Consider the following 14,276-nt stretch of genomic DNA (forward strand, 5'->3'; position numbering starts at 1 on the left):
CATGCTCGTCGACTACCTCGAGCGGGGCGTGCTCGCCGGTTCGATCGCCGGCATCGCATACGGAGCGTACATGACGTTCGTCGCAAATCCACTGATCGGCCACATGGAGGGACTCGCCGACGGTGGTGAAGCCGAGGGCCACGCTCACGGAGCGGGTGAACACGCCCACGCTGCCGGCGGCCACGCTCACGAGGCGGGCGAACACGCCCACGCGGTAAGCGAAGCGACCACCGCTGCCGTGAGTATCGGCAGCGGCGTTCTCTGGGGGATCCTGCTCGGTGGGATCTTCGCGCTCGCGTTCTACTTCCTCGAACCGGCCCTGCCCGGCCGCGGGCGAGCCAAGACCTACGTGCTGGCCGGGGCCGGTTTTCTCACTGCCTCGGTCGCGCCGTGGCTGGTGCTCCCCCCGACGACGCCCGGTGCCGAACAGGCGTTCGATCCCACGCTCCGGATCGCGATGTACGCCGGGATGATGGCCGTCGGTGCGGTCGTCGCTGCACTCTCGATCGACGGCTACAAGCGCGTCTCGAAGCGGAGTCGACCACTCGGCGGCATCACCGCTGCGGTCCCGATCGTCGCGCTCGTTGCGGTCACCACGGTCGCAGCGCCGGCGATCGTCGACTCCGGCGCGATGCCGGCCGATCTCGTGGCTGCGTTCCGCGGACTGACCGTGCTGAGCCAGGCCGCGCTTTGGGCGCTCGTCGCCGGCTCGTTCGGCTGGCTCCAGACGCGGGCCGGCGTTCGATCGGCGACCGATCGACGCGACGACCTCCTGGCCAGTCCATGAAGAACCGTACCGAGGAACATCGCGAACGCCTCGACGCACACGTCTTCGTCTGTACGAACGACCGCGACTCCGAGTACGCGAGCTGTGGCACGGCCGGTGCCGAGGAGACGGTCACGGCGGTCAAATCGTGGCTCCGAGAACGGGATGCGTTCTGGACGGCGGTGTCGGTCAGCGAAACCTCGTGTCTGGGGCTGTGCAGCGAGGACGGGACCGCGATGACGATCCAGCCCCGAAACACCTGGTACTCGGACGTGACGCCCGAAACGGTTCCCGAACTGCTCGAGTCGGCGTTCGGACCGGACGCCGAACGGACCGACGAGAAGCGCTGAGACGGGCGATAGTAGTCACTGAAAGTCGATACACATCCGATCGCCGGAGGACATTTCGATCGGTGTCTCAATCATTTCAGTGGGTAGTGTGACCGACCCGAACGACGAGATCGACTGGAACCGTTCTCCCCAGGACCGGAGACGGACCGTCTTACGGTCTACCGTACCGATGGGCCGGCGCAACCGCGACCCGTCGTATGGATTGCACACCGACTGGCAGGAGTCCCTATCAGCGGGGGACCCGTTCTAACAGTCAAGTACGTCCACCCCCTACGGTCGGTGTGTTCATCGACCCCGATCGACTCGAGACACGGCTGCGCGAGGAATTCGGCGGGACGAGCGGCGAATCGCGGGTCGTCGTGCGACAGGCCGTCGATCTCGCGGATTCCGGCCAGTACGAAGCCGACGCCGAGACCACGCTGACGAACGACTTTCTCATCGACGAACTGGCGGACGCTCCCGACGGGGGACCGTCCGAGCGGTGGAACTGGTGGATCGGATCGCTCGAGGCTGCATACGGCGGCTACGACCGGTTCGGGATCCGTACGTACAGGAAGTGATCGATCCGTACCGATGGCAACACCGATTAGCGTCCACGACGTAGGTACGGCCATGAGCGAACTGTCACGACCCGTCTGGCCGTCGTACCCGCTGTCGGCGCTCGTCGCCGGGCTCGGCCACTGCTACCTCGGGCGGTGGAAGCGCGGCGTGATCTGGTTCGTCTGCTACGGGCTCGCCCTCGCGTTCCTGAGCGCACGGTCGCTCTCGGGCGCACTCGAGCCGGGCGACCCCTTCGTCGTGACGGCACTGCAGTTCGACGCGGTGAGCTATACCGAGGTCGCCGTTCCGCTCGCGATCCTGTTGATCTGCCTGCTCGACGTCTATCTCATCGGACTGACCGAGCGGACCGAGGCGCTGGCGACCGGCCCCGACGAGATTCACTCGCGGACGTAAGCGGCTCCCGACCGCGGGGTCGTGATCGATCGCCTCAGTATCGGGCTCCCGAGCCGTGACCGTCGCGTTCCCCGCCCCGCGTGGTTTTTGTATCCATCGGCCGAACGTCGCGTATGGGACGACTCAGTTCCGTCCTGCTGAAGGGCATCGGCGTGCTCGTACTCGCGTTCGTCGTGTTGAGCGTCGTCGGGGCGATCGTCGGTATCGCGCTCTCGGTCCTCGCAACCGTCCTCTCGGTGATCGTGACGGTCGCCGTCCTGGCCGTGTTCGTCCTGGCGATCGTCGGATTGGGCTCTATCCTCGGAAGCAGTGCCGAACCCGAACGCGACCCGCAGACACCACGGCGGTCCGAGGAGCGAGCCGACCGGAAAGAACGCCTTCGCTCGCAGTACGTCGCCGGCGAACTCGACGACGCGGAGTTCGAACGGGAACTCGAGCGGGTGCTCGACGCGGACGATTTCGGTGCCGAAGACGGCCTCGAGACTGATCGTTCGCGTCGTCGACACCGGGAGCGGTAGTGGAAACGGACGAAAATGGAAGGGAAGGGGTCGATGAGCGGTTCCGGCCGATCGCGGACGGATCCGTTACTCGTCTAGGGCTTCTATTCTGCTCACCACTTCGTCGGCCGTTTCGACCGATGTCTCGCCCGAGAACGCGTACAGGACGACCCCGAGGACGCACCAGCCGAGGACGATGAGCCACTCGTAGGGCCACAGCAGTGCGGATTGACCGCCCGGCAGATAGAGCGAGATAAAAATCGCCGTCGTCACGAAGCCGACGATCCCGACGACTGGACCCGCCGGGACTTCGTATGGCCGATCCATGTCCGGTTCACGATAGCGCAAGACCAGGAACGAGACGACGACGATGAACCAGGCGACGACGATACCGAGGCCGCCCGCGTTGACGATCCACGTGAGCATCTGTTCGCCGAAAAACGGCGCGAGCGCGGACAGACCGCCGACCAGCAAGATCGCGTTACTCGGAGTGTTGTGTTCCGGATGGACTTTCGAGAGCGGTGCCGGAATCATTCCCGACTCGGAGAGAGCAAAGAGGGCTCGACTGCCACCGATGATGAACGCGTTCCAACTCGTGAGAATGCCCGCAACACCCGCGAGAGCCATGATTTGGCCGGCGGCTGGACTGTCGTACAGTTCGGCCATCGCCGCCGCCGCAGGGAGCGAACTATCGATCAAGGCGCTCCCAGGGAGCGCGCGACTCGAGCCCCAGATGACGGCGATGTAAAACAGTGCGGCCAGCCCGACGGAGAGGATGATCAACAGCCCCAGCGTTCGCGCCGGAACGTCGGCTTCTTCGGCCGACTGCGGAATGACGTCGAAGCCGACGAACATAAACGGCGTCATCAACACGACGGTGAAGATGCCAGCGGTCCCTGCACCGAACGCGCTATCCGGTGACGGATGTCCGTTGGTAATCGCCCCGGAGATCAAGACGACGCCGGCGAACGCGATGATGAGAGTCATGATGATCTGGAACTGTGCGGCGATCCGAATGCCGATATAGTTCAGGTACGTGATGCCGATCGTCCCGAGGACGCCGACGAGAACCCACGTCGCGTACACCGGTTCACCGGCGATATCCCAGAGCGGGACTGCATTGAAGCCGGGGATAATGAAGGCCATCGCGGACGGGAGCGCAACTGCTTCGAACGCGGCGACGGTGACGTATCCGAAGATGATCGCCCACGTACAGACGAACGAGCCGATCGGCCCGAGAGCGCGGAGACTGTAGACGTGTTCGCCCCCGACTAACGGCATCGAGGCGGCGAGTTCGCTGTAAATTATCGCGACGATCCCGACGACGAACGCACCGCCGAGAAACGCGACGATCGCTCCCAGCGGGCCCCCTTCGTGGATCCAGTCACCGGCGAGGATGATCCATCCCCACCCGATCATCGCGCCGAACGCCAGAATCAGCATCTCTTTTCTCCCCAGTGCCTTCTCCAGGCCGCTCTGTGTGGTCTCTGACATGGTATTGCTTGTGATACCGTAGCATATGTCGCATAAATACGATTGTACTTATACTTTTCGCTGGCGTTGTATATATAACAAATACAGCACTAGATAATGGCCGACATCCAACTTACACCACCTATATTGTACATAATATAGCATCCAGATGCCAGCGGTGGGACTCCTCGGCGGAAGCGGGCAACCAACAGCGCTCGAAAACAGTTGCTCGAGGGCTATCGCCCAACCGATCGCTTCCCCAACATGTCTGTACTATACCCAACACAAGAATCTATATTGTATAATTTCCCATTTATAACCACTAAAATAGGAACCGAACCAAATATACCCTAGGAGTGGGACTGTTACCCATGGCCGTAGGCCCATCGATCGACGACCTTCACTTCGCGACCGAACCATCGGTCGACGAGGTGCCGGGACCGAACTCACGGACACTACTGAAACGCCAACGAGAGATCGATAGCAACGCAGTGGCGTATCCGCGACGCGTTCCCGTCGCGCTCGAGGAGGCGCGGGGGGCTACGATCCGGGACGTCGACGGCAACACCTTCCTCGACTTCTTCGCGGGGATCGGCGTCCTGAACGTCGGTCACTCCAACCCCTACGTTCTCGAGGGGACCCAGGAGCAACTCGAGTCGATCGCGCACACGATCGACTTCCCGACCGAGGCGCGGGTCGATCTCATCGAGAAACTGCGAACGATCGCCCCGGGCGGCCTGGCCGGCTCGAGCAACGTCGTGTTCGGCGGTCCAAGCGGGAGCGATGCGATCGAGGGATCGATCAAACTCGCCAAACACAACACCGGACGCCACGGGATTCTGGGCTTCGAGGGTGCGTATCACGGGACGACCGCCGGCGCGCTCAGTCTCACCGCGGGCAAGAAGTACAAAGAGGGGTACGGGCCGCTACTGGCGGACGCCGTTCACGTCCCGTACCCGACGCGGGACGCGGGCGCGGGCGGTCGAGAGGCCTGTGAGCGGTGTCTCGATGCCGTCAAGCGGAAGTTCGAGGCACCCTACGGCGGTCACGAAACGCCCGCCGGAATCTGGGTCGAGCCGATCCAGGGCGAGGGCGGCGTCGTCGTCCCTCCGGAGGGCTTCCTCCAGGGGCTTCGTGACATCGCGGACGACAACGACGCGATGTTGATCGTCGACGAGATCCAGACCGGGCTGGGGCGAACCGGCGAGTGGTTCGCGACCGACCACTTCGACGTGACCCCCGACGCGATCACGATGGCGAAGGCACTGGGCGGGACCGGCCTGCCGATCGGGGCGATGCTCTATCACGAGGACTTCGACACGTGGGGGCCCGGCGGCCACGTCGGGACCTTCCGCGGCAACGCGCCGGCGATGGTCGGCGGGCTGCGAGCGATCGAGTACATCGAATCTCACGACCTGCTGTCCCACGCGACGGCGCTCGGACAGTACCTCCGCGACCGACTCGACGAGGTCGCGGAGACGACGCCGGAACTGGTGGACGTACGGGGCAAAGGACTCTTCGTCGGCGCGGAGTTCGTCGACGCCGACGGCGACCCCGACGCCGACCTGGTCGAAGCGATCCAGACCCGCTGTTACGAGAACGGGCTCCTCGTCTGGAACGCCGGGCGACACGGGAACGTCTTGCGGCTGATACCGCCGCTCGTCCTCACCCGTGACCAGGCGGAAGTCGGGATGGACATCCTCTGCAACGCGATTCGAGCGAGTGCCACGGAGGGGACGAACTGATGTTCGATTTCCTCGACCTCGAGTCGGAACTCACGGACGAAGAGCGCCTGATCCGGGACACCGCACGCGAGTTCGTCGACGACCGGATACGCCCGGACATCGGCGACCACTTCGAGAACGGCACCTTCCCCACCGAGCTGATTCCGGAGATGGGCGAGATGGGGTTTTACGCACCCAATCTCGAGGGCTACGGCTCGCCCAACGTCTCCGAGACGGCCTACGGGCTCTTGATGCGGGAACTCGAGGCCTGTGACTCGGGGCTGCGGTCGATGGCGTCGGTACAGGGCGCGCTCGTGATGTACCCGATCCACACCTACGGCTCAGAGACGCAGAAGGAAGCATGGCTGCCGAAACTCGGCAACGGCGAGGCCGTCGGCTGTTTCGGGCTGACCGAACCCGAACACGGCTCGAACCCGTCGGCGATGGAGACCCGCGCCGAAGCCGACGGCGACGGCTACGTGCTGCACGGCTCCAAAACCTGGATCACGAACTCGCCGATCGCTGATGTGGCTATCGTCTGGGCCCGCGACACGTCGGCCGAGGACGACCCGGTCCGCGGGTTCCTCGTCGAGACCGACCGCGACGGCGTCACGACAAACAAGATCAACGACAAACTCTCGCTGCGTGCCTCGATCACGGGCGAAATCGGGCTCAACGACGTCTACGTTCCCGGAGAGAACGTTCTGCCCGGTGTCTCCGGGATGAAAGGGCCGCTGTCCTGCCTGACGCAGGCTCGCTTCGGCATCGCCTGGGGTGCCGTCGGTGCCGCTCGGGACTGCTTCGAGGAGGCGCGCCAGTACGCGAAAGACCGCGACCAGTTCGGCGGTCCGATCGGCCGGTTCCAGCTCCAACAGCGCAAGCTCGCGGAGATGGGGACCCAGATCACGCTGGCCCAACTGCTCGTCTCCCGTCTGACCGAACTCAAAGAACGCGGCGAGTTGCGTCCCCAGCACGTCTCGATGGCCAAACGCAACAACGTTCGGATGGCGCGCAACCAGTCACGGGTCGCCCGTGAGATGCTCGGCGGCAACGGCATCACCACCGACTACTCGCCGATGCGTCACATGGCCAACCTCGAGACGGTCTACACCTACGAAGGGACCCACGACATCCACACCCTCGTGCTCGGCGAGGAATTCACCGGGATCCCCGCCTACGAGTGAGCGGCCGATCGACGAGGGGACCGCCGGAATCAACGCGTGCGGACGCGAGGCGTGCTACTCCTCGTCGGCCGACAGGCCGTGTGCCTCGAGAAACGAGTCGAGCCCGTAATCGCGCAGCGTACCGATTCCCTCGCTCGTCTTGATCGTCGAGATGACGAACTTCGAACTCGTTCGGGTGATCTCGTCGATCGATTCGTAGTCTTCGACGAGTCCCTCGACCATATCCCGCGAGGTCAGCCGCCCGATGACGATGAAGTCGGTATCCCCCATCGTGAAATACACCTGGTTGACGCCCTCGATAGCGGCGAGTTGCTCGCCGACTCGCTCTTGATACCCTTCACCGAACTCCGCCCAGATCTCGGAGATGACGGTCAGCCCCAAACCGACCTCGTCGAGGTCGAGTTCGTACAGATCGTTCGTGATGACGCCCTCCTCCTTGAGGTTCTGCAAGCGGTAATGAACCGTCGACTTCGGGATGCCCGTCTCCTCGTGGAGCACTTCCGTATTGTCGGTCTCCCGATCAGCGATCGCAAAGAGAATCTTGATATCCCGCTCGTCGAGTGTGTTGTTCATTCGTGCGTTCGTTTGACGTACCCGAACCTATTCTCTTTCGGTGACCACTCCGCCGGAGCCGGTTCTCGAAGGCGATTCCACTCGGCCGAGCGTGGCCGGTGTCCTCGCGTTCCGCCTGCCCGACCGGGACGTCGATCGTCGGCCGCAACGGATGGACGGAGTGCTCGCGCGCTGATCGATGAGAAAGACGGGGCAGTAACCGATGGCATCAAACGGTCCGGGCCATTACCGCTCGGTAATGGACGTACGGTTTCTCGGCGGTGCCGGCGAGATCGGTCGGAGCGCGCTCTGTATCGACGAGACGCTCGTTTTCGATTTCGGGATGGACTCGGGGAACCCGCCGTCGTTTCCGATCGGCGACGTCGATCCCGAGGCCGTCGTCGTCAGTCACGGCCACCTCGATCACGTCGGCTCGGTGCCGGCGCTGCTGTCCGGCGACGCGCGCCCCGAAGTTCACTGGACGCCCCCGACGTACGACCTCGCCATGGTACTCGCTCGGGACACGCTGAAGCTCCACGGCGGCAGCTACGACTGCCCGTTCACCGAGGCGGAGCTCGCCCGCGTCGGGGAAGTCTCCGAGACCCACGGCTACGAAGAGTCCTTCGAGGCCGCGGGCTACGAGATTTCCTTCTTCGACGCCGGCCACGTCCCCGGCAGCGCCCACGTGCTGGTCGACGACGGCACGACTCGACTGCTCTACACCGGCGACTTCCACACCGAGGAGCAACGGCTGCTCGCCGGAACGACCGCACGGCCCGACGCCGACGTCGTCGTCTGTGAGAGTACGTACTCGGACGCGACTCGACCGCCCCGCGAGGAGATCGAACGCGAATTCGCCGAGAGTCTCCGGACGACGATCTGGGAGGGGGGTACCGTCGTCGTCCCCGCCTTCGGCATCGGCCGGACTCAGGAAGTCCTCTGCATCTGCGAGGCGTACGACCTCGAGTGCTACGTCGACGGAATGGGCAAACGCGTCACGGAACTGTTCTTGCGCGATCGGAACCGCGAGTTCCTTCGCGATCCGGAGCTGTTGCGCCGAGCGAAGGCCAACGCCCGGTTCGTCGACGGGCGCGACGGCCAGCGCGAGCGGATCGCCGAACAAAATACGGTCATCGTCACGACGAGTGGGATGCTCGGAAACGAAGATTCGCTAGCAGTCGCTGACTAATCCAATTCTTCTGGAGGCATAGGTCATTGGTTTTGATAGCATAAGTTCTATTGCTTGTCAATCAGTGGTTCCGATAATGCCCGTTGGACGGTACTTTCGGGGCCTCACGTCATTTGATCTATTGGGAAACCTGATTCCAGGTCTGCTAACGCTTGTTGCGGTACTACTATTTCTTCCAGGACCGAGACTCCCGTCAACTCTTCTTGGGTACTCTTTATTTGTGGTCCTAGCTTTTGTGGTTGGGTCAGTGGTTCAGGGACATGCTTCGAAGGCCGGTGGTGAACGAACGAGTTTTGACAAAACAATGACCGCAGCGGAATCGCTTCCAGGCCTTTCAAAGTCTCAACCTTCTTCGGGCGGAAGTGGCGAAGCGGGAGATAGCGAAGCAGGGGATGGCGAAGCAACCTCTGACTCAGAGTCATCGAAAGGAATGAGGTATGTCGCTGGCGGATTTCTCCATGCCGTTCTCGGACCGCTTCTTTGGTGGTGGCGTCTCCCAGAGCGAGGAGAACGTCTTGATGACGCTATCCTGATCAATCGAATTTGGAGTCACCTGTCCTCCACATACAGTATTCCCGATAATACAGATTCACTAGGCGTCCTTTATCACCTCATGTCTAGTCGAGTAGATAATATTCAATCTCCATCTCGTGCTGTGCGTATGCAGGCGATCCGCAATTTTCAGCGGGGTCTTTGGATTGCGGCTTGGTATTCTACCGTACTGGTTACTGTAGCAATTATAATGGATCTGATTTTCCAGCCCGGAGATCAAATCTACCCAGGCGTGGTCTACGCGCGTCCAGCGTACTATACGTACTGGACACCGGTGTGGAATCTAGCAATAGTGGGGATTGTTGCTGTAGTTCTCTTCTGGTGGCTCTTTGAATCATTTGAGGAGGATTATGTCGAGTATCTCTTTGTAGACTATGCGATTGGGATTCAGACACCGAGCCAAGAACTCCGGTTCTCAAATGACGATGTGCTTCAACTATCTGGTTCACTGACCAGCGAACTTACAGTGGACTCACAATCTCTGAACGGTTTAGATTCAAAGTCTAATTCCCCAGATACACAGGGATCTCCTGATAACGATGAGTCCCCCAACGAAAGCCAAGAAAATTAGCCTGACAGTCCAACAGAGTTCAGATTACGAGCAGAGGAGTTCTGAACGCTCTCGTCAACTTCAAGAATATCCACCACTCGCCAATCTGGAGCAGTTTCTGAGCTGCTCTGGAGGGTTACTTTACATTGATCACCAACAGATAGGGATCTAAGTCGTCCCGTTAGGTCTCGGTCATACTCCTCATGGACGACTGGCACGGAAATCCGGCGACCTTGATCCTGGCCAGTCTGGACTTGCAGCCAGAGATTTCCGTTCTGTCTGCCGACGACTTTGAACCAGGCCGGTTCCGTGACTAGCATGGGATTGGCTATTCTGTCCCTCCACTATTAAAATTGTGTGCTATCCATTGGCTGTTCACAGTCATCCTTGCACTATTAGTGGAGAGAACGATTTGAAGCTATCAGTGCCTTCTCAATTGAGATGTAGATGTATTTCAGTATGGTCCAATACCTAGCTTAAATACGTTCTCACGATAGATGTTCTCGATGTCGTCGTAGTACGTGTGGAGATACACGTCGATTGCTTCGCCGTAGTCGACTGCTGCGTCGCCGATCGCGTCTCCGCGCATGTATTTGACTAGTTCTCGGTTGAGGTCCTGGTCGATACGCCAGAAGCTGGAGAACCAGTGTCGTCCGAAGTGACTCGTCACTGCTTCGTGGTGCTCGGTTTCGGCGTACTTGGGATGGAACCCGGTCTTCCACGCCTCGTTGATCCTTTTAGGCCATAACTTGTCATGGCGCTGGTCGGAGAGGAACATCCACGGCTCACCGTTGTCGGGTCGAATGAGCAGCCACTGGACGAGGAGTTGACGCATTTCGTCGTCCAGCGGCAGGACGCGCCCTCGTTTGGACTTGTTCCTATCCCGCTCGTCTGCGGGCGGGATGTAGATTGCATTTTCGTAGTCACGAACCTGAGGATGCGTTCCCAGCTCCGGATAGCTCTCTTCGATTCCGGGGTGCTGGATGCTCACGTCTTTGAGCTTACTGTTGCAGACTGCTCCTGCTCGCATCCCCAACTTGAGTTGCGCGCAGACAAAGCATCTGTCTCTGATGTGCTTGATCGCCCAGATCCCCTCTCGTAGGTCTTCGAGGGGGACATTCGGGTGATCCTTATCTGATTCCTCTTTCTTCCACTCACGGAACGGAATCTTCTCGCGAGCAGCCTCAATCGGGTTGAAATCTTCACCGTGAGGAAACACCGATTCACGCTGCCAATACTGATATGCACCGTTCAACACTCGCAGCTGCGGTTTGATAGTCCCGACATCATGGTCTCGATCTGTCCGCTGCGCTTCGGCGAAGCTCGTGATGTGGCTCGTGTTTGCGCAGGCGTAGTGCCGACCCTGCTCTTCCATGTGCTCTTTGAACTGCCGGAAGATCCTTCGATAGTCGTTTTCCCGCTGGCTCGAGAGCCCTCGTGACTCAATCACCTCTTTCATGTATACCTCGAGAGGGTCGACATCGAGGATCTGAAACTGTTCTTCGTACTTCGCGAGCGGATCAGCCTCTAGGTCGAACGCGTCAGCGAAGGCCTGTCGCTGTGCGTCGATACCGTCGTTATTCCTGTTTTCATTACTCATGGGTGTTACCTCGAACTGACTTTTGCGTCCCAAATTCGGCCAGCGGTATCGTACTCCACCGCAGCCATCAGGAACGGCTGGTAAACATGAGGATGATCAGTTCGTGCGAGCAGCCAACTGTAAAACCGCTCTAAACGAACCCAGTAATGGTTGTACACCGTCCTGACGTTCCGTCGGTCCAGTAGTGATTTACACCACTGGTCGACGTCAGCAGGGGTCGCGAGTGCGTGGTGGCGACCACGATCGGCCATGTGTTCCTTCCAGAGCTGTCCCGCACGGCAAGTGTCCTGCCGATACCGATCACTCGAATACTGCGGGAACAGATGGTCCTCAAGGAACGTCTCCCAGACGTCTTTGTCGCGGTACGCAGCAGCGTGCTGATTCAGGCGGTACCGCGAAGGCACCTCCTCGAGACGCTTGTAGACGCCGAGGCGGTCTTTCGGGTCTTCGGAGAGTTCACGCGGCATCCGCGACCCCCTCCTGTGGCTTCATCGTTGCAGGATAGTACCGATCACCAACGGTCTCTATCGAGTCGCCCTGCAACGCATCCAGATGCCCGTTTATACGATCTGGAGCAGTGTCGATGATATGCTGCGTGACTTCCTCGTATGTTGCTCCAGGGTTTTTCTCGACGTAGGTCCGGATCGTCTCGCGTTCCGTCCCATGGAGTTGATCCTCTAGCGTGTCGATGCGGTCTCGGGCGCGTTCGAGTTCGTCTTTTATATCGTTACGTTGCTCTCGCAGCTCACGATGAGATTCGTCCGGTTCAACGCGAGCATCGAACTTCTTCAATCCGGCCTCCACCATCGCTTGAATAAATTCGCTGATGCTCATCCCGTACTCTTCCGCACGGTCTGCCCAGCGATCGTACTGCTCTTCGGTCGGATATGCGGTAGCGGGTTGCGACTCAGACATCCTTCCGAGGTTCTGGACCGGTACGTGACGATCTCACTTCGGCAAATCGAAGCTGGCCGTTCTCTACCCAGTAATCGAGGGCACGGACGCCGTCAAGCTCGACTCCAAGCAGATGCAACTCGGCAGCACTCAGCGTAATCGCGATACCGAGAGGATCTCCGTTCGCGTCTCGATTTACGGTTGCTTGCCGTTGGTCCGAACCGTTTCCGATGGCCTGTACTTTGGACCAATCGTCTGGATCGCCGTAGGGACTGTTCGTGCACTCGTTACTGGGAGACCAATCTGGCCAGGCTACCTGCTCCTCCGTATCGTACCAGGTCCCAGAAGAGCCGATTTCACTCCCCACAGCCTATTTCACCTCTATTCAGGGTACATCGATTATCTTCATACATCGTTTCCATCCCCAGATTATGGCCAGCGATATATAAAAGTGGCCCACTATTTGGTCATATAGATAGAGAATATAATGGCCACAACTGCGAATCGATAGGGGACACTAATAAAAAGGCAACGTGCGTACGATTGCGAAAATGCGTCGTATCCAGCCGAACTGGCTGAATGAAAACGATGATCTAATCCTCGAATTACTGGGAAAGAGCGGTGTTGCTCTCAATAAGCGAGGGATTGAGTTGAACCTCGAACTTAGCGACAAGTCCGTCTCGTATTCGACGATCAAGAGGCGAATCGATAAATTGGCTGAAGCAGGCTTTGTAGAACAAGCTCGCGAGGAGGGGTCCTATTATCGCATCACGGGGAAAGGGGTCAGCTATCTCACTGGTTCACCATATGGGGCGTCCACAGCGGGAGATGAACCCGTAGAAGTAACAGAGATTGAGCCACTAGATTATGAAATTCTCGATGCGATTCATAGCAGTGACGAGCCCCCAGAAGTTGACGAAATCATTGCGGTTGTCTCCGCTAATCCCGAGCGTATACGGGATCGAATAGAGGATCTCATCTCGGATGGAACCGTTACTGAAACGTCAGAGAACCAGCTCAAATTGTCGCTCGGAGGTCAGTATATACTTCAAATGTTCCGATTGGGCTCGGATGTAGAAGGACAGATAGACCGATACGGCGTCGTAGATTTAGACGATGGAACGAACCAACATCAGAGGGGATAATATCAGATAGGAATAGAAGTTCTTGTTTTTAGGAAAACCCGTCCACTATCAGTTATATCGACAGTTTTACTCCTTCCATCCTTTCTGGTGTGTACGAACCCCTCAGATTCTAGGCTATTAATATGGCGCGCGATTGTACTCTTCGACTTATCAAACTCATCTGCTATCTCACTTATTGATAAAACTGCATCCAAATCGTGGAGGTCGGCGAGAAGAGTCGCTTCGGCGTCCGAAACTTCCCCGCGAAGATTCAAGCGTGGTAACCGTCGGACGCTGCTATCTATATCGCCTACTTGGAGCACTGTGTCGATATTTGCACCACTAGTGAATGTCGCGACTGTTAGTGGCAACAGTAATTCTCGCGCACCACCACCCAAAATAACGATGGTGTCCCCTTCCGATGCTTGGATGAGATCAGCACAGTACAACGTTGTCTCGACAAAGTCTGTGTACGGTAGATGCTCTGTTTCTAAGTCTAGGTCCGGGACTACCTGTGTCAGGACATTTTGAACTTCCTGAAAAGCATCCTCTCCTCTATCGGAACTGCTTGCGGGTTGCAGTAATACGACTCGATCTCCTGTTTCTATGCCTTCACTCAAAACTGGTCTGACTACTCGTCGACTATCGAATCCCAATGGAGCGAGGTATGTGCGCATATCGATAGTATCTGCTCGAAGCCTCGTTACTGTTCCGGAATAGTGCAACAGTACGCACCGCATCCGAACAGAAACGACGAGAAAGGGTCAGAAATCACTGGTATATCGGATGTCTTGATTTAGTTCCCGACGTGCCGCATTACATTATCGCAACTCACGACGAACTGTTTCATCGCCGATAATTATATGA

General features: G+C 59.0%; 15 protein-coding genes and 1 pseudogene. 10 read left to right on the forward strand and 6 right to left on the reverse strand.

Annotation, left to right across the window (positions count from 1 at the left end; all coding sequences use genetic code 11):
• The first annotated feature begins 1 nt into the window (after position 1).
• The 5 genes from J0X27_RS05235 (at position 2) to J0X27_RS05255 (ending at position 2,588) form a co-directional block, all read left to right on the forward strand.
• Positions 2-787, forward strand: a complete 786-nt coding sequence (locus J0X27_RS05235) for a CbtA family protein (RefSeq protein WP_207271358.1) — start codon at positions 2-4, stop codon at positions 785-787.
• Positions 784-1,116 (forward strand): (2Fe-2S) ferredoxin domain-containing protein, encoded by a 333-nt coding sequence (locus J0X27_RS05240; RefSeq protein WP_207271359.1) that lies wholly within the window; start codon positions 784-786, stop codon positions 1,114-1,116. The genes J0X27_RS05235 and J0X27_RS05240 overlap by 4 nt, the downstream gene beginning before the upstream one ends.
• Positions 1,117-1,397: 281 nt before the next feature.
• Entirely contained in the window at positions 1,398-1,676 is a 279-nt protein-coding gene (locus J0X27_RS05245) for a WNWW family protein (RefSeq protein ID WP_207271360.1), read from the forward strand.
• A gap of 52 nt (positions 1,677-1,728) precedes the next feature.
• Positions 1,729-2,070 (forward strand): hypothetical protein, encoded by a 342-nt coding sequence (locus tag J0X27_RS05250; protein ID WP_097381473.1) that lies wholly within the window; start codon positions 1,729-1,731, stop codon positions 2,068-2,070.
• A gap of 113 nt (positions 2,071-2,183) precedes the next feature.
• Positions 2,184-2,588 (forward strand): SHOCT domain-containing protein, encoded by a 405-nt coding sequence (locus tag J0X27_RS05255; protein WP_207271361.1) that lies wholly within the window; start codon positions 2,184-2,186, stop codon positions 2,586-2,588.
• Positions 2,589-2,654: 66 nt separating this feature from the next.
• Here J0X27_RS05255 and J0X27_RS05260 read toward each other — a convergent pair whose 3' ends face one another.
• The gene (locus J0X27_RS05260) at positions 2,655-4,061 is read right to left on the reverse strand and encodes an APC family permease (RefSeq protein WP_207271362.1); all 1,407 of its coding nucleotides are present in this window, start codon (positions 4,059-4,061) and stop codon (positions 2,655-2,657) included.
• A 350-nt stretch (positions 4,062-4,411) separates the two neighbouring features.
• Here J0X27_RS05260 and J0X27_RS05265 point away from each other — a divergent pair, with 350 nt between their 5' ends.
• Positions 4,412-5,785, forward strand: coding sequence for an aspartate aminotransferase family protein (locus J0X27_RS05265; protein WP_207271363.1), 1,374 nt, complete (start codon positions 4,412-4,414; stop codon positions 5,783-5,785).
• Positions 5,785-6,948, forward strand: a complete 1,164-nt coding sequence (locus J0X27_RS05270) for an acyl-CoA dehydrogenase family protein (RefSeq protein ID WP_207271364.1) — start codon at positions 5,785-5,787, stop codon at positions 6,946-6,948. The genes J0X27_RS05265 and J0X27_RS05270 overlap by 1 nt, the downstream gene beginning before the upstream one ends.
• Positions 6,949-7,002: 54 nt before the next feature.
• Here the strand turns inward: J0X27_RS05270 and J0X27_RS05275 are convergent, their stop codons facing one another.
• Positions 7,003-7,521, reverse strand: coding sequence for an Lrp/AsnC family transcriptional regulator (locus J0X27_RS05275; protein WP_207271365.1), 519 nt, complete (start codon positions 7,519-7,521; stop codon positions 7,003-7,005).
• 238 nt (positions 7,522-7,759) lie between these two features.
• Here J0X27_RS05275 and J0X27_RS05280 point away from each other — a divergent pair.
• Together J0X27_RS05280 and J0X27_RS05285 are read left to right on the forward strand one after the other, a co-directional pair.
• A pseudogene (locus J0X27_RS05280) lies at positions 7,760-8,656 on the forward strand (MBL fold metallo-hydrolase); the annotation flags it as partial.
• Positions 8,657-8,993: 337 nt separating this feature from the next.
• Positions 8,994-9,812, forward strand: a complete 819-nt coding sequence (locus J0X27_RS05285) for a hypothetical protein (RefSeq protein WP_207271366.1) — start codon at positions 8,994-8,996, stop codon at positions 9,810-9,812.
• A 433-nt stretch (positions 9,813-10,245) separates the two neighbouring features.
• Here the strand turns inward: J0X27_RS05285 and J0X27_RS05290 are convergent, their stop codons facing one another.
• From J0X27_RS05290 to J0X27_RS05300, 3 genes are read right to left on the reverse strand one after another with little or no spacing between them, the layout of a single operon-like run.
• Positions 10,246-11,391, reverse strand: coding sequence for a tyrosine-type recombinase/integrase (locus J0X27_RS05290; protein WP_207271367.1), 1,146 nt, complete (start codon positions 11,389-11,391; stop codon positions 10,246-10,248).
• A gap of 5 nt (positions 11,392-11,396) precedes the next feature.
• Positions 11,397-11,858: a hypothetical protein gene (locus tag J0X27_RS05295; protein WP_207271368.1), complete on the reverse strand. Its 462-nt coding sequence runs from the start codon at positions 11,856-11,858 to the stop codon at positions 11,397-11,399.
• A complete protein-coding gene (locus tag J0X27_RS05300; protein WP_207271369.1) occupies positions 11,848-12,306 on the reverse strand; it encodes a hypothetical protein in 459 nt (152 codons plus the stop codon). The genes J0X27_RS05295 and J0X27_RS05300 overlap by 11 nt, the downstream gene beginning before the upstream one ends.
• A gap of 530 nt (positions 12,307-12,836) precedes the next feature.
• On the opposite strand from J0X27_RS05300, the gene J0X27_RS05305 reads away from it, so the two are divergent.
• Positions 12,837-13,430 (forward strand): winged-helix domain-containing protein, encoded by a 594-nt coding sequence (locus J0X27_RS05305; protein WP_207271370.1) that lies wholly within the window; start codon positions 12,837-12,839, stop codon positions 13,428-13,430.
• Positions 13,431-13,432: 2 nt separating this feature from the next.
• Here the strand turns inward: J0X27_RS05305 and csa3 are convergent, their stop codons facing one another.
• Positions 13,433-14,149, reverse strand: coding sequence for a CRISPR-associated CARF protein Csa3 (csa3, locus tag J0X27_RS05310; protein WP_338147520.1), 717 nt, complete (start codon positions 14,147-14,149; stop codon positions 13,433-13,435).
• Positions 14,150-14,276 lie beyond the last annotated feature (127 nt).

The organism is Natrinema longum (assembly GCF_017352095.1).
In the GTDB taxonomy this organism is placed as follows: Archaea; Halobacteriota; Halobacteria; order Halobacteriales; family Natrialbaceae; genus Natrinema; species Natrinema longum.